The organism is Microbacterium wangchenii (assembly GCF_004564355.1).
GTDB lineage: Bacteria > Actinomycetota > Actinomycetes > Actinomycetales > Microbacteriaceae > Microbacterium > Microbacterium wangchenii.
Genome location: NZ_CP038266.1, coordinates 3,406,600 through 3,427,761, shown reverse-complemented (window position 1 = coordinate 3,427,761; position 21,162 = coordinate 3,406,600). Strand labels below are relative to the sequence as shown.

General features: G+C 69.6%; 18 protein-coding genes. 9 read left to right on the top strand and 9 right to left on the bottom strand.

Going from position 1 to position 21,162, the window contains the following annotated elements:
* Window positions 1-17 precede the first annotated feature (17 nt).
* The 4 genes from E4K62_RS16660 to E4K62_RS16645 all read right to left on the bottom strand — a co-directional run bounded on the left by E4K62_RS16660 (window position 18) and on the right by E4K62_RS16645 (window position 3,619).
* Window positions 18-554: an XRE family transcriptional regulator gene (locus E4K62_RS16660; protein ID WP_167747827.1), complete on the bottom strand. Its 537-nt coding sequence runs from the start codon at window positions 552-554 to the stop codon at window positions 18-20.
* 56 nt (window positions 555-610) lie between these two features.
* A complete protein-coding gene (locus tag E4K62_RS16655; protein ID WP_135069589.1) occupies window positions 611-1,459 on the bottom strand; it encodes a carbohydrate ABC transporter permease in 849 nt (282 codons plus the stop codon).
* Complete coding sequence (locus tag E4K62_RS16650; RefSeq protein ID WP_240742737.1) at window positions 1,449-2,243, bottom strand: carbohydrate ABC transporter permease; 795 nt, start codon at window positions 2,241-2,243, stop codon at window positions 1,449-1,451. Before E4K62_RS16650 ends, E4K62_RS16655 begins: the two co-directional genes overlap by 11 nt.
* Window positions 2,244-2,356: 113 nt before the next feature.
* Window positions 2,357-3,619, bottom strand: coding sequence for an ABC transporter substrate-binding protein (locus E4K62_RS16645; RefSeq protein ID WP_135069586.1), 1,263 nt, complete (start codon window positions 3,617-3,619; stop codon window positions 2,357-2,359).
* 573 nt (window positions 3,620-4,192) lie between these two features.
* Between E4K62_RS16645 and E4K62_RS16640 the strand changes: the two genes are divergently transcribed.
* Both E4K62_RS16640 and E4K62_RS16635 read left to right on the top strand, forming a co-directional pair.
* Window positions 4,193-5,722 (top strand): hypothetical protein, encoded by a 1,530-nt coding sequence (locus E4K62_RS16640; RefSeq protein WP_135069583.1) that lies wholly within the window; start codon window positions 4,193-4,195, stop codon window positions 5,720-5,722.
* Window positions 5,716-7,266, top strand: coding sequence for a family 20 glycosylhydrolase (locus E4K62_RS16635; RefSeq protein ID WP_240742736.1), 1,551 nt, complete (start codon window positions 5,716-5,718; stop codon window positions 7,264-7,266). Before E4K62_RS16640 ends, E4K62_RS16635 begins: the two co-directional genes overlap by 7 nt.
* A 224-nt stretch (window positions 7,267-7,490) precedes the next feature.
* On the opposite strand, the gene E4K62_RS16630 is transcribed toward E4K62_RS16635, so the two are convergent.
* From E4K62_RS16630 to E4K62_RS16620, 3 genes are all read right to left on the bottom strand, one after another.
* A complete protein-coding gene (locus E4K62_RS16630) occupies window positions 7,491-8,489 on the bottom strand; it encodes a LacI family DNA-binding transcriptional regulator (RefSeq protein ID WP_135069580.1) in 999 nt (332 codons plus the stop codon).
* A 62-nt stretch (window positions 8,490-8,551) separates the two neighbouring features.
* Window positions 8,552-9,709, bottom strand: a complete 1,158-nt coding sequence (locus tag E4K62_RS16625; RefSeq protein ID WP_135069577.1) for a Gfo/Idh/MocA family protein — start codon at window positions 9,707-9,709, stop codon at window positions 8,552-8,554.
* On the bottom strand, window positions 9,706-10,545 hold the full coding sequence (locus tag E4K62_RS16620; protein WP_135069574.1) for a class I fructose-bisphosphate aldolase: 840 nt from the start codon (window positions 10,543-10,545) through the stop codon (window positions 9,706-9,708). The genes E4K62_RS16625 and E4K62_RS16620 overlap by 4 nt, the downstream gene beginning before the upstream one ends.
* Window positions 10,546-11,054: 509 nt before the next feature.
* On the opposite strand from E4K62_RS16620, the gene E4K62_RS16615 reads away from it, so the two are divergent.
* The gene (locus tag E4K62_RS16615; protein ID WP_167747826.1) at window positions 11,055-12,065 is read left to right on the top strand and encodes an aldose 1-epimerase family protein; all 1,011 of its coding nucleotides are present in this window, start codon (window positions 11,055-11,057) and stop codon (window positions 12,063-12,065) included.
* Window positions 12,066-12,071: 6 nt separating this feature from the next.
* Here E4K62_RS16615 and E4K62_RS16610 read toward each other — a convergent pair whose 3' ends face one another.
* The gene (locus E4K62_RS16610) at window positions 12,072-13,538 is read right to left on the bottom strand and encodes a mannitol dehydrogenase family protein (RefSeq protein WP_135069568.1); all 1,467 of its coding nucleotides are present in this window, start codon (window positions 13,536-13,538) and stop codon (window positions 12,072-12,074) included.
* Window positions 13,539-13,569: 31 nt separating this feature from the next.
* On the opposite strand from E4K62_RS16610, the gene E4K62_RS16605 reads away from it, so the two are divergent.
* The gene (locus E4K62_RS16605; protein ID WP_135069565.1) at window positions 13,570-14,298 is read left to right on the top strand and encodes an SDR family oxidoreductase; all 729 of its coding nucleotides are present in this window, start codon (window positions 13,570-13,572) and stop codon (window positions 14,296-14,298) included.
* 146 nt (window positions 14,299-14,444) lie between these two features.
* Here the strand turns inward: E4K62_RS16605 and E4K62_RS16600 are convergent, their stop codons facing one another.
* Entirely contained in the window at window positions 14,445-15,629 is a 1,185-nt protein-coding gene (locus E4K62_RS16600; RefSeq protein WP_135069562.1) for an HAD-IA family hydrolase, read from the bottom strand.
* A gap of 110 nt (window positions 15,630-15,739) precedes the next feature.
* Between E4K62_RS16600 and E4K62_RS16595 the strand changes: the two genes are divergently transcribed.
* From E4K62_RS16595 to E4K62_RS16575, 5 genes are read left to right on the top strand one after another with little or no spacing between them, the layout of a single operon-like run.
* Entirely contained in the window at window positions 15,740-16,822 is a 1,083-nt protein-coding gene (locus E4K62_RS16595; RefSeq protein WP_135069559.1) for a LacI family DNA-binding transcriptional regulator, read from the top strand.
* On the top strand, window positions 16,819-17,850 hold the full coding sequence (locus tag E4K62_RS16590; RefSeq protein ID WP_135069556.1) for a class I mannose-6-phosphate isomerase: 1,032 nt from the start codon (window positions 16,819-16,821) through the stop codon (window positions 17,848-17,850). The genes E4K62_RS16595 and E4K62_RS16590 overlap by 4 nt, the downstream gene beginning before the upstream one ends.
* Complete coding sequence (locus E4K62_RS16585; protein WP_135069553.1) at window positions 17,847-19,265, top strand: FGGY-family carbohydrate kinase; 1,419 nt, start codon at window positions 17,847-17,849, stop codon at window positions 19,263-19,265. Before E4K62_RS16590 ends, E4K62_RS16585 begins: the two co-directional genes overlap by 4 nt.
* A 54-nt stretch (window positions 19,266-19,319) precedes the next feature.
* Window positions 19,320-20,084 (top strand): ATP-binding cassette domain-containing protein, encoded by a 765-nt coding sequence (locus E4K62_RS16580; RefSeq protein ID WP_135069550.1) that lies wholly within the window; start codon window positions 19,320-19,322, stop codon window positions 20,082-20,084.
* Window positions 20,081-21,160 carry an ABC transporter permease gene (locus E4K62_RS16575; RefSeq protein WP_135069547.1) on the top strand — a complete coding sequence of 360 codons (1,080 nt, stop codon included), beginning with the start codon at window positions 20,081-20,083 and terminating at the stop codon, window positions 21,158-21,160. The genes E4K62_RS16580 and E4K62_RS16575 overlap by 4 nt, the downstream gene beginning before the upstream one ends.
* Window positions 21,161-21,162: the final 2 nt, after the last annotated feature.

The window sequence follows — 21,162 nt, the reverse complement described above, 5'->3', positions numbered from 1 at the left end:
TCGTACCCGCTCGCTTTTCACTCCGCCGCCGGGTACTGCTGCACCACGACGAGGCGGGCCCCGTTCTCGCCGGCTTCGTAGACGTGCGCCTGGTCGGCAGGGAACATGAGCATGTCCCCCTGATGGAGCCGTGAGGTGGCCCCGACCGGCCCGACATCCACAGGACCGTTGACGCAGACGACACGCTCGATCACGCCCGCTGCATTGCCTTTGGAGTGGCGCAGGGCGTGCGGGGCGAGGGTCACGACGGCGAGCTCCACTTCCCCACTGCTGCGCCAGCCGGCCATGAGCTGGGCGACATACGTCGTGCTTTCGTGCGCGATCACGGGTGCGTCCGCGAGACGCTTGAGTTCACTGCCGTCGCCTTCGGTGTGCCCGACGAACAATGCGCCGAGCGACACGTGCAGTGTCTTGGCGAGCGCCCAGATCGTGTCGAGTGAGGGGTTCCCGTGCCCCCGCTCGAGCTCGGAGACGGTCGACTTCGACACGCCTGCCTCGCGAGCGAGGGCCGACACGCTCAGCCCGCGTCGTTCACGCCACTGACGGAGGTTCATCGCGAGGGGGGAGAGGGGCTGGTCACCCTCGATCGCGCCCGCAATCGATCGAGGACTCATCTCCCGGCCAGCCCGGCCATCGCGATTCCTCTGACGAGGTGCTTTTGAAGGATGATCACGAGGATCACCGTGGGGATCATCGAAATCAGTGTCGCGGCCATTTGCAGGTTCCATTGGGTTCCGCTCTGTGACGTGAAGGAGGCGAGGCCGATGGGAATGGTCCCCATGTCGGCATAGTCGCTGACGATGATCAGCGGCCAGAGGTAGCTGTTCCAGAAACTCATGAAGGTGAAGACGGCGAGCACCGCGATGGCGGGCTTGGCCAGTGGGATCAGGATGCCCACGAGCGTACGCAGGGGACCAGCACCGTCCACGCGGGCTGCCTCCTCCAGTTCGAAGGGGATTCCGCGGAAGAACTGGCGCATGAGGAAGGTTCCGAACGCGGTGAAAGCGAACGGGAAGATCAGCGACTCATACGTGTTCACCCAGCCGAACCATTGCATCAGGATGAACATCGGGACGACGATCACCTCCTGCGGGACCATGAGTGTGCCCAGGAAGACGACGAATGCGAGATCCCTCCCCTTCCAGCGCAGACGCCCGAAGGCGTAGCCCGCAAGCACCGAGACCGTGACCGCAACGGCCGTGCCCGCAATCGCCACAAGGAAGGAGTTGACGATGTACTGCCAAAAGGGTACCGACTGGAAGACGGCGGCGAAATTGCCCCACTGCGGCTCACTCGGCAGCAGGTCGCTGCCAAGCACCTCCCCCTGGGTCTTCAGCGACACGGTGATGGCGTAGAACAACGGGAAGGCGAACAGGATCGCCGCCACCCATACGGACGCGTTCAGTGCGATCCGTTTCGGGAGGTTCGGCCGGGCGAGCAACAGGCTGTCAGTGCTCATAGTGCACCCACCTTCTCTGAGCGCGGAACTGTACGGCCGTCAGGCCGATGATCACAGCGAACAAGAGCCAGCCGGCAGCCGCGGCCCCGCCGAGGTCGTGAAACTGGAAACCCTTGTTGTAGATGAACATCACGAGTGGAAGGGTGGCGTTGCCCGGTCCGCCGCCGGTCAGCAGCTGCGGTTGGGCGAACACCTGGAAAGATCCGATCGTGGTCATCACCAGGCAGAAGAAGATCGAAGGGGACAACAGCGGGAGCACTATCCGCCCGATCAGCCGTAGGCCGCTCGCCCCATCGAGACGCGCTGCCTCGATGGTGGTCTGGGGGAGCTGCTCGATCGCGGCGATGAGGATGAGCATGTTGTAGCCCACGCCTGCCCACACCGACACGACGACCACGAGCACCATCGCCCAGAAAGGGTCCGCCAGCAGATTCGGGATCTCCAGGCCGAACAGGTCGAGGGCGCCGGAGCGCACGATGCCTTCAGGCTGCAGCAGCATCCTCCAGACGAACACGTTCGCAACCATCGGGGTGACGACCGGGATGAAGAACAACACCCGGAAGGCGGTTCGCCCACGGATCCGCTCGGCCAACAGCAGCGCGAGCCCCAGTGCCAGCAGCAGATTGAGCGGCACGGTCAGGACCACGAAGACGACCGTGTTGCGGAACGCGACCAGAAAGTCGGGATCCTCGGTCAACAGGTCGACGTAGTTGCCGATCCCGATGAAAGCGCGGTCGCCGAACGCGGGCCAGTCGAACAGGCTCATCACGACCGCGAGCGCCACGGGAAAGATGGTGAAAACGGTGAGCCCGAGGAGCGCGGGTGACACGAAGGCCAGGGCGTACCGCCTCTCGGCACGCCCCAGCTTCGAGACCCGCTGATGCGAGTGCGGCACTACTACTCCCCGAACCGGTCCTGCATCTGCTCCAGCAGCGAAGTCATCGTTTTCTGGCCGTTGAAGACAGAGATGAGCTCCGGCTGCAGCGCACTGACCATCTGCTGCCAGTCAGGCGCCGTGCGCCAGTTCTGCGCGCCGGCGAAGGACGCTTCGAACGCCGCACGGATCTCCGTGCGCGCGGGCTCGGGAATGGACTCGTAGTAGATCTCCTGCGACGAAAGACGGGCAGGGAGGCTGCGACCGGACTCCGCGATGGAGTCCTGTGCCGCTTCGCCGACCAAGGAGCCCAGCACCTTCAGGGCCGCTTCGCGGTTCTCGCACGTGCTGGAGATGCCGTAGCCGCTTCCGAGAAGGATGGCGAGGGATCCCTCCGGTCCGGCGGGGACGGGAAGGAAGACGGTCTCGAATCCGGCGTCGTTGTTCAGAAAGTTCAGCGCGTTCCAGGTGCCCTCCACCACCATCGCCGCTCGCTGGCTGGTGAACTGGTCCGATCCCCAGACCGACTCGGCAGCCGAGGGCACCGGCGCTGCGGCGCCGGTGTCGACCAGCGACGCGTACCACTCCGCGCTCGCAAGGTAGTCGGGGTTCGTCAGATCGAGGGTGTAGTCCTCGGTCACGGGCTGGGTGCCCGCGCGCGCGATGGGAAGGGTCTGCCACTGCAGGTCACCTGTGTCGACGGCGAAGGGATAGATGTCTCCGCCCGTCATAGATGTCGCGAGCGCGTCGAAGTCATCGAAGGTCCAATCGAGTGCGGGAACGGTCTGGCCCGCCTGAGCAAGGGCATCCTCGTTGACGTAGACGAGCATCGCGGCGACGTCCCAGGGGATTCCGTACAACTCGCCGTCCACCCGCATGAGGTCGAACGAATTCGCCGTGAACTCGCTTTCGTCGATGCCGGCGACCGCGAGATCCTCCTTCGACAGCGGCGAGAACGCCTCGTGGTAGTCCGCCATGTTCTGCCCGTTCATCGTCAAGATGCACGAGAGCTGTTGCGACGACATTCCGGCGGTCAACTTCGTGAAATACCCGTCGTAGGGCGACATCGACAGGTCGACCTTGAGGTCGGGATTCTCTTCCTGGGCAATCCGCAGCTGATCCTCGCTGTTCTTGATGTCGCTCTCCTGCCCACCCCACATCTCCCACACGATCGGGGAATCCGGGTCACTGGCGGAGTTCGAGCATCCGGCGGCGACCACGGCCAAGGACGCGATGGTGGCGACAGCGCCGCCCATCCGGAGGTACCTCGAGCGCGTTCTCTTCATTTCTGCAACCCTCCATGCTTACGGTGCACGTTGTCGGGCACCTGTGCTTCGATCTGTTCGATCTACGAGACAGTTCGTTTGATATATAGAACGCGAGTAAGTGAAGCACGTTTCATATTCCGGGGTCAATGGCCACTTTATCAGCGTTCGCAGGGGCGCCCTTGACGTTCGATATGGCGAACGATACGTTTGCCCCACATAACAGCGGCGGCAGCGAAGGTGATCGATTTGCACGCACCCTCTCATCTCAGCCACGCAGCGGTGGGCGGTCCCCTTGCGCCCACCCGCATCTGGCGAAGCTCCTGGTCGGATTTCCACCTCTTCGGGGAGGAGGAGGCCGATGAATCTCTTCGTGCGGTCGAGGCCTACACCGAATCGGAAATGAGCCGGATAGCTGCGGCGGGGTTCACCGCCATTTGGGTTCACGTCCGCCTCGACCGTGTCGTCGGCACCGAGGCGTTCCCTGAGTTCGGCGGCGCCGCCGCCCGGCACCTCGATGCCATCGATCTGCTCATCCAGAGGGCGGCCCGATTCGACCTGGAGGTGTTCGGCTACGCGCAGCCGCCGCGGGGTGTGCTCGCCGACGACCCGTTCTGGGATGACAACGGCGATGTGATGGGCGCGCCCGCGATCTTCGGCGCCCCGCCCTACGACGATCGCCTCTTCCGATCCCTGTGCACGTCGACGCCGCGCGTGCAGCGATTCCTCCACGATGCGTCCCGCAACCTGTTCGAGAGAGTCCCCGATCTCGCCGGCCTGATCCTCATCACCGCGTCGGAGGCGCCGTCGCACTGCTACGCGCGCTATCACTTCCGGACGGACGCTGCCCAGGCCTCAGACGATCCGTGGGCATTCGGCCCGGGAAGGTCCCTTCCCTGCCCCCGCTGCGGGGTTCGGAGTCCGGCCGAAGTGATCGGTGAGATCGTGACCCTCGTCACCGCCGGAGCCCAGGAGGCCCGCGCCGACGCGCGCATCATCGTCTGGAACTGGTCGTGGTCGTTTCTCGAGCCTGACCCGAGCGCGGGGATCGTGGCTGCGCTCCCCGACGGCGTGGAGGTGATGGCAGATTTCGAGCGCGGCGGAACGCGGATGCTGCGCGGCGTGGTTCGCGAGGTCGATGAGTATTCTCTGAGCTACCCCGGCCCCTCGTCCCGCTTCTCCTCGACTGTCGAACTCGCTCGCGATCGGGGCCTGCCGACGTTGGCCAAATTGCAGCTGTCCACGACGCACGAGCTGGCGACGGTGCCCAGCCTCCCCGTGCTCGGGAACATCTACGCCAAGGCCGAGGCATTCGCGCGGTCCGGCAGCGTCGGGTTCATGGGCTGCTGGAACATGGGCAACGCCTTGTCGCTCAACGCGGTGGCCTTCAACTTCTTTCTCAATGAAGGCCCCTTCGACTCGGCCGACGCCGCGCTGAAGCGACTGGCGATGATCTACCTTCCCGGTGCTGATCCTGCGCGCGTCGTCGAGGCGTGGTCAACGCTCGGGGAGGCGCTCAACGAGTACCCGTTCTCGATGAGCTTCCTGTACTTCTCGCCGGCGAACTACGCGCTCGTTCTTCCCCTGCGTCCGACGCCCGTCTCGCCTGCTCCGGTCGGCGCGTCGTGGATCGATCAGCCCCGCGGGGATGATCTATCCGCCTCCCTTGCCGAACTCCCCCTCGAGGTCGTCATCCGTCAGCTCACGGCGCTGAGCGCGCAATGGCGGATCGGCGCGGAGCAGTTGGAGCGCGCGCTCGCGGATGTGGAGCCCGCCGCGACGACTCGTGCGGAGGAGGAGGTCGCCAGTGCCTGGGTGGCGTGGGCGAGCTTTTCGAGCACCAGGAACCACTATCGGCTCTTCGCCCTCAAGCGCCGTTGGCACGACGGCCCTCTTGATCGTGACGCCTACGCACGCATCGTGCGCGATGAACTACGTGCGCTCGAGGTGGCGCTGCCGTGGCTTGGCGGGAAGGAGATGGGCTGGCACGCCGAAGCGCAGTCGAGGATGTTCGATCGGCGTCGCGTGGAGGAGAAGATCGCAGACCTGCGCGGGCAGCTCGAGGCGATGCCGCCGCCGGGGCGTGACATCGAAAGCGCGCCGCCTCCGGTGAGCGAATGGTGACGCACATGCGTGCGGCACTGTCTCCTGTCCCCGTGCGAGTGCGGGTGCACGATGCCGAACCCTTCCCCCTCACGACCCAGACGACGATCTCCGGCGAGGCGGCCGCGGCGGGCACGCTCAGGTCGCTCCTCCAGGCGCGCACCGGGCGGCAGCCGGCGCTGGTGGCGAGCGGTGCGATCCGGCTGCATATCGAGGGCGGGGGTACGCCGGAGTCCTACCGGCTGGTCGTGGGCTCAGCGGGAATTTCTGTCATAGGCCATGATGCGGCCGGCCTCTTCTACGGTGTACAGACGCTCGGTCAGCTGGTCGAGTCCGCCCCGGGCGGCTGGCGGGTCCCGGCGGTGGAGATCGACGACTTCCCGCGTTTCGCGTATCGCGGGGTGATGCTCGATGTCGCCCGCCACTTCTTCGACGTGCAGACCGTGACAGCGGTCATCGACCGCGCGGCGAGCCTCAAACTCAATCACCTGCATCTGCACCTCACTGACGACCAGGGCTGGCGTCTCGCCGTCGAATCCTGGCCGAAGCTCACCGAACAGGGCTCCGCGAGCGCCGTCCGTGGTGACCGCGGTGGTTACTACTCCAAGGAGGACTACCGGCGCATCGTCGAGTACGCAGCTGAGCGTCACATGACGGTCGTTCCGGAGATCGACATGCCGGGACACACCCATGCGATCGGCCTGGCCTACCCGGAGCTGGTGCAGGACCCAGCCCTGTCGCCGGGGATGGCGGCGGAGATCGCACAGGGGCGGCAGCCGTCGCCGCGTAAAGGGGTGGGGTACCAGGGCACGGCGGTCGGCTTCTCCTCGCTCAGGATCCACGACCCGCGGACCTACGAGTTCCTCCACGCGGTCCTCGCCGAGGTGGCCGAGGGGACTCCGGGTCCGTTCCTCCACATCGGCGGGGACGAGGCGCTCAGCACCGACGCCGGGGACTTCGCCGCATTCATGCAGCGGGCCAGTGCCATCGCCTCGAGCCACGGGAAAGTCGTGGTGGCGTGGCACGAGGCCGGCGCCGTCCCCGGGCTCGTGGCCGGTGCGGTGGGCCAGTACTGGGGGTCGGTGAACCCCGCGGATGGTGCGGACCGAAAGGCACTGGCCTTCGTCGAGCGCGGCGGCCGTGTCATCCTCTCACCGTCGGACGCCATTTATCTCGACATGAAGTACGACGCTGATACCCCGATCGGCCTCGATTGGGCAAACGGCCCGACGAGCGTGCGCCGCTCATACGAGTGGGAGCCGTCGGACGTGATCCGCGGTCTCCCCGAGGAAGCGATCCTCGGAGTTGAGGCGCCGTTGTGGACGGAGACCGTGAGCTCATTGGCAGATATCGACCACATGATGTTTCCTCGTGTCGCGTCGGCAGCCGAAGCTGCGTGGTCGCCCGCGACGATCGAGAACGAGTGGCGCACATGGGGGTCGTTCCGTCAGCGCATAGCCGGTCTCGGCCCGCTCTGGAAATCAATGGGAATCGGATTCTTCCGGTCCCCCGAGGTCCCATGGGCGGACAGCGATCGCGCGTCAGCGCCTCCTGCGGGACTGTAGGCGCGGGTCTCCCTCGCGCCGCGAGCGGGGCGGGCGGTCCGCCGCGCGGCGACGCGCGAGGGAGGCGCCGAGGTTGCCGTGCACAACTGCGGAGATCGTCGGGGACACGCCGGGGATGGGCCATGTAGCGCGGCGTGTCACCGTGCGGATCCGCCGTTGTGCAGGGTGAAAGGGTGGGCGGGGTCGGCAGCGCCAGTGGCCGCACTGGGCTGGCGGTCCGGGCGTCAGCGGATGTAGCCGCCGCGGTCGACCAGGTGAGTCGGCAGCAGGAAATGCGACGGATGGGAGTCGTCGCCGTCGATGCGGGCGAACAGCATCTCGGCCGCCACGGTTCCGAGGTGCGCGGTGTCGTAGTCCACGATGCGGATGCGGCGGGGGAGCACCTGCGCGAGCTCGAAGTCGTCGAAGCCGGTGACCGCGACGTCGGCATCGCGGGGGAGGATCGCCTCCAGCGCCCCGATGGTCGACCGGTTGTTGGCGCAGAACACCGCGGTGGGCGGATGCTCCGCCTCGAGCAGGCGTTCCATGGCGTCCCGGGCTGTGGCCGGGGTGTGCAGGTCCGACACGAGCAACGCCGGGTCGGGCGTGCGGCCCGCCTCGGCGAAGGCGTCGAGGAACCCCTGCCGGCGCTCGGTCATCGTGAAGATGGAGGGGGAGTCGAACAGCAGCGCGATGCGTTCGTGCCCGTCGCGGAGCAGCTCGGCCGCGGCCGCGTGTGCGCCGCCGCGGTTGTCGATCAGCACGGCGTCGCCGTCCAGCCCGCCGCCGGGGCGGTCGAGGAACACCACTGGCGTGCCGGCGGCCACCTCTCCGCCGAGGTAGGACTGGTCATCGCCGGCAGGGACGAGGATGAGACCGCCCACGCGTCGCTGACACAGATCCAGCGCCAGCGTGCGCTCGGAGCGCGCATCCTCCTCGCTGGAGGCCATGATCACCTGCATCCCGCGGCCGATCGCCACCGTCGACACGGCGGCCGCGACGGTCAGATAGAAGGTGTTCGACAGGTCGGCGGCGAGGAACCCGATGGTGTCGCGGCTGCCCGAGCGCAGGCTGGCGGCGAGGGCGTTGCGGTGGAAGCCGAGCCGGGCGATCGACGCGTTCACCCGCTCGATGAGGGCCGCGTCGACGTTGGGCTGGCCGTTGATGACACGGGAGACGGTCTTCAGGCTGACGCCGGCGTCGGCGGCGACATCCACCATGGTGGGGCGGCCGCTCTTGCGCATCCGGTGCCTTCCTGCGTCGTGGTCGCGTCGATCCTACGGATGCTGCGCGCCGCTGCCGCGGATCACCGCTCCAGAGGAACCAGGGTGGCCTGCTCGTGCGACGCGATCGCCGCGGAGAAGATGCGGTGAGTGAGCGCGGCCTCCTCGGGCCGGACCGTCCCAAAACGCTCGCCCAGCTCGCCGGCGAACTCCGCGAGGAAGGCGGCCCACATCTGCAGGATCGAGTCGGAGAAACCGGTTTCGAAGTTCGCTCCCGTGACGGTGGGCCACACGGCCTGGCTGCCCGCGTCGATGCGTTGCCAGCTCTGCTCCCGGCCGACGCCCGGAACATCGACGACGGCGAACACCTCGACCGACTTCGGGTTCTTCGTGCTGAAGCGCACCCCGCCGTCCATGCCGATGGCCTCGAACTCCCACGTGTTCTTCTCACCCGGCGCGATGCGCTTCGTTTCGGTGGTCAGCACGAAGGGCGCACCGTCGTGGGTGGTCCAGCTGTGGATGACGGCGTTGTCCCACGTGTCGCATGGCACGGGCGTCCCGTCGGGGCCGGGGCGCTCGGTGACGATGTCCTGCAGGACGCCCACGAGCCGCTCGGGCACCCAGCCCAGGCGCAGCGGGACGTGCCACGTGTGCATCCCGAGGTCGTTCATGACGCCCGCCTCGCCGCAGAACTGCTTCTGCCGCTTCCAGTTCAGCGGCTTCGCGGTGTCGAGGTCGCTGGCGTGCAGGAACGTGCACTTCGCCTCGATGACGCGGCCCAGGGCTCCGCTGCGGACGTAGTCCACGGCCCACTGCGCGCCCGGGAAGAACGGCATCTCGCTGGAGACCCGCACGAACGAGGCAGGGGCTTCGTCGATCGCGCGGAGCACCGCATCCGCTGCCGCCCCGTCGATGCCGAACGGCTTCTCGGCCAGCAGCGCCTTGCCCGCGCGGATGGTGTCGACGTACAGCTGCTCGTGCAGATCGTGCCGCACCGCGATGTAGACGACGTCGACGTCGGGGTCGGCGAGGAGCTCGTGGTAGTCGGTGGTCTTCAGCCGCACGGTGTCGATCCGGTCGAACCATTCCATGGCGGCGGGGTTGATGTCGCACACCGCGACCAGCTGAGGATCGACGGGGTGGTCGATGAGCGCGGGCCAGCGACGCAGGGCGGCCGCGATCTCGCGCCCCATGAGGCCGGCGCCCACGATGCCGACGTTCACGCGCCGCGGCGCGGTCATCGCTCGCCACCGATCAGCGCGAGGGCGTCGTCGACGGTGGCGTCGTCGTGGACGACGGCCATGAGGGCCGCCGTGATGCCGGCGGGGTCCGGATGCTGGATGACGTTGCGCCCGTAGACGATGCCGCGTGCGCCCTGGGCGAGGACCGCCTGGGTGCGCTCGAGGAGCGTGCGGTCGTCGACGCGTCCGCCTCCGCGCACGAGCACGGGGGTGCCGGCGGCGGCCTGCACGACGAGGTGGTAGCCGTCGATGTCGTCGGTCGGATCGGCCTTGATGAGGTCGGCGCCCAGTTCGCGGGCCTGACGCACCAGCGTGACGATCTTGCGGGTGTCACCGTCGACCATGTAGCCGCCCTTGTCGGAGTTGGTCTGCATCACGAGGGGCTCGATCATGAGCGGCATCCCGTAGCGCTCGGCGTCGGTGCGCAGCGCCAGGATCGAGCGGATGCACTGCTCGCGGACCTCGGGGTGACCGGGCAGGTCGAGCAGGTTCACACAGACGGCGACCGCGTCTAGCCGCACCGCGACCTCGATCGCATCGGGCACGTGGACGCTGTGCAGCGGCGACTCGAGCGGACTGTTGTAGACGTTCGCGATGTCGGTGCGCAGCACGAGTCCGGGCTTCTGCTTCCCCGGCACGGACTGCAGCAGCGGGGCCTGGCCCAGGGTCAGCTGGATCGCGTCGGGGCCGGCGTCGACGAGCGTCGCGACCGTGGCGGGCATGTCTTCGATCCCGGCGAGGAATCCGTGCTCGTGGAACGCGCCGTGATCCACCGCGACATCCAGCGCGCGGCCCGATCGCGGGTTGAAGAGTCGGTTGAGGCGGTACTTCGTCATGGGAGTGCACTCTCCGATGGCTGGCGGCGGGGCCGCACCGATGCGGCGGCTCTCACAGTATGAGCAGGCCGAGACAACGTTGTCAATACGATGCGCTCGGGCCTGTTCCGGCTTCCGGCCGCGCCCGGACTCCTCAAATCCGCGAGCCGTACGGTTGCCGGCCCGCGTGATTCCGGGGTGGCGGCCGCACCCGCGTGCCCGTTCTTGCGGAGTTCGGGCGCGGCGGGCGCGGGCGGCCTGCGGGAGCGGCGGAGGGGCGGATGGCGTCAGCCTGCGGGGGCGGCGGGGTGGCCGAGCCGGGATCCGGTCGCCCACGTGCCCGAACTCCTCAAGATCGCACCTCGGACAGTCGCGGCTTCACGGGATTCCGGGGATCCGTCGGACCCCGCGCGCCATTCTTGAGGAGTTCGGGTGAACCGCCCGGCGCGCCCGCCCCCGGGCGGCACGGCTCAGGGCAGCGACGCGTGGCGGCGGGGCTGCTACCGTGGCGCTTCGACGGAGGGGAAGACATGGCGACGGAGCTGTTCGGGAGGCCCATCGAGCACGCGCGCGAACGCCGCGGCTCGCTCGCGCAGACGGCGGCGGTCGAGTCCTCGATCATGACGGACGGCCCGTCGGCGGGGATGCGGCGCATCCGGATGACCGCGGGCGACGTCGACCTGGAGCTCCTGCCCGACCGCGGCCTCGACCTCGGCCAGGTGCGCGTGGGCGGGGTGCCGCTGGCGTGGCTCTCGCCGACCGGATTCCCCCGCGCCGGCGTCCACGACGCCGACGGAAGCGGGTTCACGCGCGCGTTCGGCGGTGGGCTCCTCACCACATGCGGCCTGCAGAACGTGGGCCCCGCCGCCGAAGACGGCGGGGAGCAGCATCCCATGCACGGCCGGTACACGTCGCTGCCGGCGACGGTCGTGCGCGCCGAGGCCACCGACGACCAGGTCGTGGTCGAGGCCGTGGTGCGCGAGTCGGCCGTCTTCGGTGTCCACCTCGAGCTGCGCCGGCGCGTGACGCTCGTCCCGGGGGAGCGCATCATCCGGGTGGAGGACGTCCTGACCAACCGGGGCGCGGATGCTGTCGAGCCCATGGTCCTCTACCACCTCAACTTCGGCTGGCCGCTCGTGGACGAGGGCACGCGGCTGCGCACTCCGGCCACGGCGGTGCGCCCCCGGGATGAGCAGGCCGCCGTCGGCGCCGACACGTGGGACACCTTCCCCGCCCCGTCCCACCCCTATCCCGAGCAGGTGTTCGCGCACGAACTGCCGGCGGACGAACGGGTTGCCGTCGAGGTGGTGAACCCGCGGGGGCTCAGCGTCGCGGTGCGCTTCGACACGGCGCAGCTCCCCGGACTGTTCCAGTGGCGCGTGGCGCAGCAGGGGCTGTTCGTGCTCGGGGTGGAGCCGGCTCTCGTGCCGACGATCCTCGGGCGCGCCGCGGCCCGGGAGCAGGGCCTCCTGCGGCCACTCGCGCCCGGCGCCGCCCTGACGCTCGGTGTGGAGATCGAAGCGAGCGGTTCGCTGTCCTAGCGCGCGTCACGTGAGCGCGATCGCCGCCCCCCGCGGCCCGCGCTCGGAGAGCAGAGCGCGCGCGGCGAGGTAGGCCTCGCGCAGCCGCGGATCATCCACGCCGAGGGTCGGCACGTGCGTGAGGAACGCGCCCGGGTCGGCCTCATCCGCCACCGCGGCCGCCTCGAGCAGGGGCAACCGGATGTCGTGCGTGATGAGCCGCTGCCGCTCATCCTCGGCGCCACGGGCGAGGCACGCCTGCCACGCGGCCAGGACGAGGGCGCATCGTGCGAGGGAGCCGCCGGTGGCGAGCCGGTCTTCGATCACGGGCACGAGGAACTTCGGGATCCGGTCGGATCCGTCCACGACCTGGCGGGCGAGGGTGTCCTGGATGGCGCGGTTGGAGAACCGCGCGAGCAGCTGGGCACGGTAGGCGGCCAGGTCGATGCCGGGCACGGGATCGAGGGTGGGCTCGGCCTCCTCCCGCATGTACGCGCCGAGGAAGGCGGCGAAGTCGGGGTCGTCCACGACGTCGTGGACGTACGTGAAGCCGGCGAGCAGTCCCAGGTACGACATCGCCTGATGGGAGGCGTTCAGCAGGCGCAGCTTCATCTTCTCGTATGGGGCGACGTCGGCGACGAACTGCGCGCCGACCGTCTCGAGCGCGGGGCGCCCGGCCGGGAAGCGGTCTTCGATCACCCACTGCGCGAACTCCTCGGCGCACACCGGCCACGCATCGCGCAGCCCCGTGATCTCCTCGACGGCGTCGATGTCTGCAGACGTGGTGGCCGGTGTGATGCGGTCGACCATCGAGTTGGGGAACGCCACCTCGGTCGCGATCCAGTCGGCCAGGCCGGGGGCGGCCACGCGGGCGAACCCGACGAGGGCCTCCCGCGCGACCGCGCCGTTGCCCTGGATGTTGTCGCAGGAGAGCACGGTGAACGGCGGGATGCCGCGTTCCCGCCGCCGCGCGAGACCGGCGACGAGGAACCCCCACACGGTGGTCGGGACGGCGCCGGCGACCGCGTCGGATCGCGCGCCGGCGCGGTCGAGGTCGAATCTGCCGGTGACGTCGTCCACGCCGTAGCCGGCCTCGGTGACCGTCAGCGACACGATCCGCACCTCCGGCGAAGCCAGCTTCTCGATGACGGCTTCGGGACTGTCCGGGGCGTAGAGGTACTCGGCGACCGAGCCGATCACGCGCGCGTCGGTCGCACCGTCGGGGCTGCGGGTGACGAGGGTGTACAGGCGATCCTGCGCCGCGAGCACGTCGCGCATGCGGGCGTCGCCGGGCATCAGCCCCACACCGCACACGCCCCATCCGCGCTCGCCGCCGGCGCTGAGGGCACGATCGAGGTACATCGCGAGGTGTGCGCGGCTGAAGCCGCCTAGACCGAAGTGCACGACTCCGGATAGAGTCTCGTCCCGATCGTACGGTGGGATGACAACGTTGTCGTTTGCGTTGCTCAACGTCGAGCTGTTCAGGTCGGTCACGGCCAGAGTCTAACGAAAGGACACATACGCAATGGGAGACTTCGAAGGTCGTACCGTTCTGGTCACGGGGGCGGCGGGCGGCATCGGCGGCGCCACCGTGCGGCACCTCGTCGCGCGCGGAGCGGACGTCATCGCTGCGGGCCGCACCGAGGAATCGCTCGAGGCGATCGCACAGGAGACGGGCGCCCGCCCCCTCGCGTTCGACCTCGAGTCGGAGGATTCCGTCCGTGCCGCCATCGAGGGCCTGGACCTGTGGGGCGTGGTCAACTGCGCGGGTTTCGGGGGCGAGATCGCAACCCCGCAGGACACCGACATCGCCGTCTTCGACAAGGTCATCGCGGTGAACACGCGCGGGGCGCTGCTGGTGATCAAGTACGCCGCGCGCGAGATGATCCGGCTGGATCGCGGCGGCGCGATCGTGAACGTGTCCAGCCAGGCGGGCCTGGTCGCCCTCACCGGACACATCTCGTACGGCTCCTCCAAGGCGGCGCTGGACAACATCACCCGGGTCTCGGCACTCGAACTCGGGCGCTACGGCATCCGGGTCAACAGCGTGAACCCGACCGTCGTGATGACGCCGATGTCGGAGTGGTACTGGGGCCGCGAGGACGTGGGCGGACCCTTCCTGGAGCAGATGCCGCTCGGACGCTGGGCCACCGAGGACGACATCGCCGGCCCCATCGTGTTCCTGCTCAGCGACGAGGCGAGCATGATCAGCGCCGTGTCCCTGCCCATCGACGGCGGCTACACCGCCCGCTGACCCGCACGGCCGGCGCAAGCCGCCGCCACCGAGAGTGCATCACCTCGGCGAGAGTGCATCGGATCCGGTGCACTCTCGCCGGGTTGATGCACTTTCGGCGGCTGGGGCCGGTGTGAGCGCCGGCGACGCGAGGCGGAAGGAGCGGATCAGGGGCGGATGCGGAGGCGGAACGCGGAGCCGTCGGCGACGAACTCGAGCTGGTCGAGGCGGTCGACGACCACGTCGGCGTCGGCGAGCTCGTCTGCCTCATGCGTGCCGGTGATCGCCACCACGGCGCATCCCGCCGCCCGGGCCGCCGCGATGCCGGCGGGGGCGTCCTCGAACACGACGCAGTCGCCGGGCTCCACGCCCAGCCGGGCCGCGGCGAGGACGAACGGCTCGGGATCGGGCTTGCCCCGCGTGACGTCGTCGAAGGTCACCACGACGTCGGGGCGCGGCAGGCCGGCCGCCTGCAGGCGGTTGCCCGCGATCAGCCTCGTGCCGCTCGTGACGATCGCGCGGCGCGGTGCTGACGCGAAGAAGTCGGCCGAGCCGGGGATGGGCGCCACGTCCGAGACCTCTGCGGCCTCGATCTCGGAGATGCGCGCGAGCGCGACCTCCGCGCGGTCGGCGGGGAACATGCGGGCGATGAGCTGTGCCGCGGGCTGCCCGTGACCGGAGGCGAGCACATCCAGACCGATGCCGTATTCGCTGGCGAGCAGCATCCACGAGCGCAGCACCGCCGGGGTGGAGTCGATGAGAGTGCCGTCCAGGTCGAACAGCGCGGCGTCGAAGCGCCGCGACCACAGCGGGGACTCCGCCGGGATCTCGCGGTGGCGCCCGAGCGCGCGCAGCACGCGCGTCACCTGCTGCGAGGTGGACAGTGCGGCGTCGATGCGCACGTGCGGAACGGTCGGCGCCTCGGCGGGCGGATCCACCGCGTGCGCGTCGCGGTCGGCGTCGCGCTGCGCGCGCCGCGCCGCGAGCGTCTCGGGCGTGCCGGTCAGCCACACCACGACCGGCTCCTGCCCGCAGGCCTCCGCGAGCCGGTTCCATTCCTCGCCGCCGGCGAGCTCTGCGGTGAAGGGGGCGACCGCGACGGCCCCCACGCCGGCCCGGCGCTGGTCGGCGAGGGCCTCCCGCAGGACGCGGTAGCGGGCAGGGCGCACCGTTGCCCGCAGGGCTCCGTCGTTCCAGTGCGTGCCACCCCGCAGGGGAGTGACGAGGTCTTCGAGAAGGGGGTTGGTGAGCGTGTCGAGGTCGAGCAGCGGCAGGCGCAGGTGTGCGGCCAGCGCGCGGCCGAGGGTGGACTTGCCGGCACCGGGTGCACCGGTGACTGCCAGAAAGATCATCAGGCCCCACTTTCCGCCAAGACTTGACAACGTTGTCGGAAGAGGCCCACTATAGCGACCAGCGACCCGGGCTTCCCGGGGTTTCGAAATGACAACGATGTCGGAGTGAAATGGCGCACGACGAGGATGCGGAAGCGGGGGCGACAGCCCTCCCGCGCGGCGCGCACCCGCGTGCACGCATCACCGATGTCGCCGAGCGGGCTCGGGTCAGCATCAAGACGGTTTCCCGCGTCGTGAACGACGAGCCGGGCGTCCGCGAGGAGACCCGCACGCGCGTACGCGCCGCGATCGACGACCTCGGCTTCGTGCCCAACACGACCGCCCGCTCGCTCAAGACCGGGGGACAGGACGCCATCGGCGTCGTCATCGACGCGATCTCCGACCCGTTCTTCGCCGACCTCGTCAGCGTGCTGGAAGAGCTCGCCGCCGAGCACGGCATGAGCCTGCTGTTCGCCAGCACCGGGTTCGACGCCGACCGGGAGCGCGGAGACCTCCAGCGCCTCGCCGGACATCAGTTGCGCGGGCTCATCATCGCCCCCGTGGGCGTGAGTGCGGAGGAGCTGCAGGTGCTGCGGCGACGATTCCCCATCGTCAGCGTCGACCGTGTGCGCGAGGGCATCGACTCCGTCATCGTCGACGATTTCGGCGCCGCCCGCGACGCCGCGCGCCACCTCGTCGAGCAGGGCCACCGCCGCATCGGGTTCATCGGCGACGACCCGGCCTATCCCACCAACAGCGCCCGGCTGGCCGGCTTCCGTGCCGCCCTCGACGAGGCCGGCATCCCCGTCGACGAGTCGCTCATCGTCGGTCACCCGCGTACCCGTTCCGCGATGGCGGATGTTTCGGCGGCGCTGCTGGCCCGTCCGGATGCGCCCACCGCGGTCCTGTGCGCGACCTCCCGTGCCGCCATCGCCACGATGGACGCCATCCGCGCCGCCGGCACGCAAGGGCTCGCGCTCATCTCCTTCGGCGACTTCGAGCTCGCCGACCTGTTCACGCCCGCCATCACGGTCGTGGACCACGTCCCCCGTCCGATCGCGACGGCCGCCTTCCAGCGGCTGCTCGAACTGTTCGACGACCCCGCCTCGGAACCGCAGCGGATCGTCCTGCCCACCTCCCTCATCCAGCGCGGATCGGGCGAACTGCCCCCGCGTGCCATGGGGGCCTCGACCCTCCTCGGAGCCGAATCATGAAGCCTCTCCTCCTCCCGCCGAACCCCGTGCAGCACTTCTACCTCGGCGGCGACCGCATCGCGGCGCTGCGGGGCATCGTGCCCGAGACGGACCGTCAGCCCGAGGAGTGGCTCGGGGCGACCGTCGCGCGCTTCGGCGACGCCGAGACCGGGCTCGCCGTGACCGAGGGCGGCGCCTTCCTGCGCGACGTCGTCGCGGGCGACCGCCCCGCGTGGATCGGCTCGACCGAGGGCCGCGACGCCGCGGACGTGGGGATCCTCGTGAAGCTGCTCGACGCGCGCCAGCGCCTCCCCGTCCACGTGCACCCCGAGCGGAGCTTCGCCGCGGCCCACCTGGACTGCCCCTACGGCAAGACCGAGGCGTGGTACGTGCTGGACACCGAGCCCGGCTGCGCCGTGTACGTCGGGTGGAAGGAAGCCGTCGACCGCGACGAACTCGACCGCCGCCGCGACGCCCAGGACAGCGAATGGATGCTGGACCACCTCAACCGTGTCGAGGTGCGCGAAGGCATGGGAGTCCTCGTGCCCGCCGGCACCGCCCACGCCATCGACGGCGGCATCTTCGTGGCGGAGGTGCAGGAGCCCACCGACTTCTCCATCCTGCTGGAGTGGTCGGTGACGACCTCCACGCGGGAGGAGTCGCACCTGGATCTCGGGTTCGACGCGGTCATGCCCGCGGTGTCCACCGCAGCGCTCGCACCCGACGCGCTCGCCGCGCTCATCTGCACCGAGGGCGAGCGGCAGGGCCGCGGCATCCGCAGCGTGCTGCCTGCCGCCGCCGACCCGTACTTCCGCCTCGCGGTCGCGTCGGGGCCGGATGCGGTGGAGGCGGGCTTCGCGGTGATCCTCGTCACCGACGGCGCCGGAGCGGTCGTCTCCGACGAGGGCGCCGTCCCCGTCGAGTCGGGACAGGCGTTCGCGGTGCCGCACTCCTTCGGGGCCTGGCGCATCGACGGCGACGCGTCCCTTCTGGTGGCACGCCCGGGGGCGGGGTGGCCGGCGACGCTGGCCACCGGGGAGCTGCGGTGAACGAATACGTCGTCGGCGTCGACCTCGGGTCCACGAGCATCAAGCTGCTCGTGGCCACCCCGCACGGGCGCGAGGTGCTCGTGGTCAGCCGCCGGTCGCCGTGGATCAACCTCGATCACGGCCGGGCCGAGATGCCGGCCGAGCGTGCGCTGAGCGTCGTCCGCGAACTGGCGCACGAGGCCGACGCCGCCCTCTCCCGCGACGGCGCCTACCGCGTCGCGGCGCTGGGGGTCTCCGGCATGGCGGAGGCGGGAGTGCTGCTGGATGGCGCCGACCGCCCGGCCGCGCCGATCATGGCGTGGTTCGATCCGCGTGGCGGCGCGCAGATCCTGCAGACGCCGGCGGAGTTCCGTGCCGAATTCCCCGGCCGCACGGGCCTGCCGGTGGGGCCGCTCGCCACGATCTCCAAGCTCCTGTACCTGCGCGACCAGGGCATCGACCTGCGCGCGCGCACTTTCCTCAACGTCCCCGAGTACATCGTCCGCTCCCTCGGCGGCCCGCGCGTGGCCGAGTACTCCCTCGTCTCGCGCACGGGCATGATCGACCAGGACGGCAGCGTCCCGTGGGACGCCGCGCTGGACGTGCTCGGGGTGGGCCCGGGGGTTCTCGCCGAACGCGTGGGCGCGGGCATGCCGGTCGGCCTGCTCGCCGACGACGGGATGCCGCGGGCGTTCCAGGCCGCCGCGCTCACGATCGCCGGCCACGACCATCTCGTCTCGGCCGTCGCTGCCGGGGCGACCGCCAGCGACGAGCTGTACGACTCGATGGGCACGGCCGAGGCGCTCGTCCGCGTCATCGACGCCGCGCTGCCCTTCGACGCCCGCGAGCGCCTGGCCCACGCCGGCATCAACACCGTGCGGCACGTGCTGCCGGGCAAGTACGTGCTGCTGGCGGGGACGAAGTCGGGCCTGCTCATGCGACGCGTGCTGCAGCTCATCGGGGTCGCGGACGAACGCGGCCGCCTCGACCTGGATGCGCGCGTGATGCAGCTGCCCGTCCGCGGAGCGCTCGCCGACGGCGGCCTCGAGGTCACCGGCGCGCGCAACGACGACGGCGTGCTGAAGCTCGTCGCCAACAGCGACGGGCTCTCCCCCGAGGAGCTGTTCATCGCCGCGCTGCTGCACGGCAACGACATGTGCGCCGAGCTCATGGAGGTCATGGACCGCGAGGTCCCCGCCCCCACCTCGACCCTGCTCACCGGCGGCTGGTCGAAGATGCCTAGCGTCGTGCGCGCCCGCAGCCTCGTTCTCCCCGACGTCTCGCTCACGGCGCACGACGAGGGCACGGCCTACGGCGCCGCCCTGTTCGCCGCGTTCGCCGCCGATGGCGGATCGGGCGACTTCCCCGACTTCGCCGCCTCCTTCCTCGCCGCGCACTCCGCCTCCGCCACCGAACCGGCCGGGCGACTCGAATGAACGGAGCCACTGTGAACCACCTGCACATCCGCATCCGCATGGAAAGGAGCTGACATGCCCACCCCTGTACTCGAAGCCCGTGGACTGTCCCGCCAGTTCGGCCACGTCCGCGCGCTCAACGAAGCCGATTTCGAGGTGTACCCCGGTGAGGTGACGGCTCTCATCGGCGACAACGGCGCCGGCAAGTCCACTCTCGTCAAGGCGCTGTCGGGCAACCTCGCCGTCGACAGCGGCACGATCAAGTTCGACGGCGAACCCATCGAGCTCACCACGCCGTCGCAGGCCAGCGCCCTGGGCATCGAGACGGTGTACCAGGACCTCGCCCTCGCCCCGCATCTGGATCCCGTGCAGAACATGTATCTGGGTCGCGAGCTGCCACGGGCGGGTCTCGGCGGCGCGCTGGGGTTCATGAAGACGAAGGAGATGCGCGAGGAGTCGCGCGCGGCCTTCGCCGACCTCGGTGCCACCGTCCGCTCGCTCACCTCCCCCGTCGGCGAGATGTCGGGCGGTCAGCGTCAGGCGATCGCCATCGCGCGCGCCGTGCACTGGGCGAACCGCCTCGTGTTCCTCGACGAGCCCACTGCCGCCCTCGGCGTCCGCCAGACCCAGAACGTGCTCGATACGATCCGGCGCGTGCGCGACAAGGGGATCGCCGTCGTCCTGATCAGCCACTCGATGCCGCACGTCATGGAGGTCGCCGACCGCATCCAGGTGCTGCGACTGGGGACCCGCGCCGCGGTTCTCGACGCGAAGGACACGTCGATGGAGGAACTGGTCGGTCTGATGACCGGCGCCATCACGAAGGAGGGGAACCAATGAGCACGTCGAGCCCGCCCACCGAGACCATGGCGATCGGAACCGCCGAACCGAAGGAGGGCTTCCTCAAGCACCTCCTGAAGGCCCAGGCCTTCCAGATCCTCCTGGTGCTGCTGGTGATCGTCGCGATCTTCAGCGCACTCGCCCCCGACACGTTCGCGCAGTGGTCGAACTTCCGGCTCATCATCCAGAACGCCTCCATCCTCGCCGTCCTCGGCATCGGGATGACGTTCGTCATCATCACCGCCGGCATCGACCTGTCGATCGGCTCGGTGCTGGTCTTCTCCGGCGTCGTGTCGGCCATGGTCATGCGCGCCATGGGCGGTCAGGGCTGGGGCGTGGCGATCGTGGGCATCCTCGTCGCGATCGCCTCGGGCGTCGCGTGGGGGCTGTTCAACGGATTCCTCATCGCCAAGGGGAAGATCCCGCCGCTGATCGTCACGCTGGGCTCGCTGGGCATGGCCCTCGGTTTCGCGCAGATCCTCACCGGCGGCGTCGACATCCGGCAGGTGCCCACGGTCCTGACCACCACGATCGGCTACGGCAACGTGTTCGGCACCATCCCGACGATCTCGGTGATCGCGCTGGTCCTCATCATCATCGGCGCGATCGTGCTGCACTACACGCGCTTCGGCCTGCACACCTTCGCCGTGGGATCCAGCGAGGTCGCGGCGCGGCGCGTGGGCGTGAAGGTCGACCGCCAGCTGATCAGCATCTACACCATCTCCGGGGGCCTGGCCGGATTCGCCGGCATCCTCTCGCTGTCGCAGTTCAGCACGACGGCGATCGCCGGCCAGTCGCAGACGAACCTCAACGTCATCGCGGCGGTCGTGATCGGCGGGACGTCGCTGTTCGGCGGCATCGGCACCATCTTCGGCACGGTCGTGGGTCTGTTCATCCCCGCCGTGCTGCAGAACGGGTTCGTCATCACCGGCGTCCAGCCGTTCTGGCAGCAGGTCGCCGTCGGCGCGGTGCTCATCGCCGCCGTGTACGTCGACCAGGCCCGCCGCTCCGCCGCGATGCGGGGCAACACCCAAAGCCTCTGGCGCAGGTTCGTCAGCGGAAGTCGACGCGGGTGACC

Coding starts and splice junctions, on each gene's coding strand:
- E4K62_RS16605 (WP_135069565.1), top strand. CDS start 13,570: ATGGGAGACTTCGAAGGTCGTACCGTTCTGGTCACGGGGGCGGCGGGC.
- E4K62_RS16655 (WP_135069589.1), bottom strand. CDS start 1,459: ATGAGCACTGACAGCCTGTTGCTCGCCCGGCCGAACCTCCCGAAACGG.
- E4K62_RS16590 (WP_135069556.1), top strand. CDS start 16,819: ATGAAGCCTCTCCTCCTCCCGCCGAACCCCGTGCAGCACTTCTACCTC.
- E4K62_RS16660 (WP_167747827.1), bottom strand. CDS start 554: ATGAACCTCCGTCAGTGGCGTGAACGACGCGGGCTGAGCGTGTCGGCC.
- E4K62_RS16635 (WP_240742736.1), top strand. CDS start 5,716: ATGGTGACGCACATGCGTGCGGCACTGTCTCCTGTCCCCGTGCGAGTG.
- E4K62_RS16600 (WP_135069562.1), bottom strand. CDS start 15,629: ATGATCTTTCTGGCAGTCACCGGTGCACCCGGTGCCGGCAAGTCCACC.
- E4K62_RS16595 (WP_135069559.1), top strand. CDS start 15,740: ATGGCGCACGACGAGGATGCGGAAGCGGGGGCGACAGCCCTCCCGCGC.
- E4K62_RS16575 (WP_135069547.1), top strand. CDS start 20,081: ATGAGCACGTCGAGCCCGCCCACCGAGACCATGGCGATCGGAACCGCC.
- E4K62_RS16645 (WP_135069586.1), bottom strand. CDS start 3,619: ATGAAGAGAACGCGCTCGAGGTACCTCCGGATGGGCGGCGCTGTCGCC.
- E4K62_RS16625 (WP_135069577.1), bottom strand. CDS start 9,709: ATGACCGCGCCGCGGCGCGTGAACGTCGGCATCGTGGGCGCCGGCCTC.
- E4K62_RS16615 (WP_167747826.1), top strand. CDS start 11,055: ATGGCGACGGAGCTGTTCGGGAGGCCCATCGAGCACGCGCGCGAACGC.
- E4K62_RS16620 (WP_135069574.1), bottom strand. CDS start 10,545: ATGACGAAGTACCGCCTCAACCGACTCTTCAACCCGCGATCGGGCCGC.
- E4K62_RS16630 (WP_135069580.1), bottom strand. CDS start 8,489: ATGCGCAAGAGCGGCCGCCCCACCATGGTGGATGTCGCCGCCGACGCC.
- E4K62_RS16580 (WP_135069550.1), top strand. CDS start 19,320: ATGCCCACCCCTGTACTCGAAGCCCGTGGACTGTCCCGCCAGTTCGGC.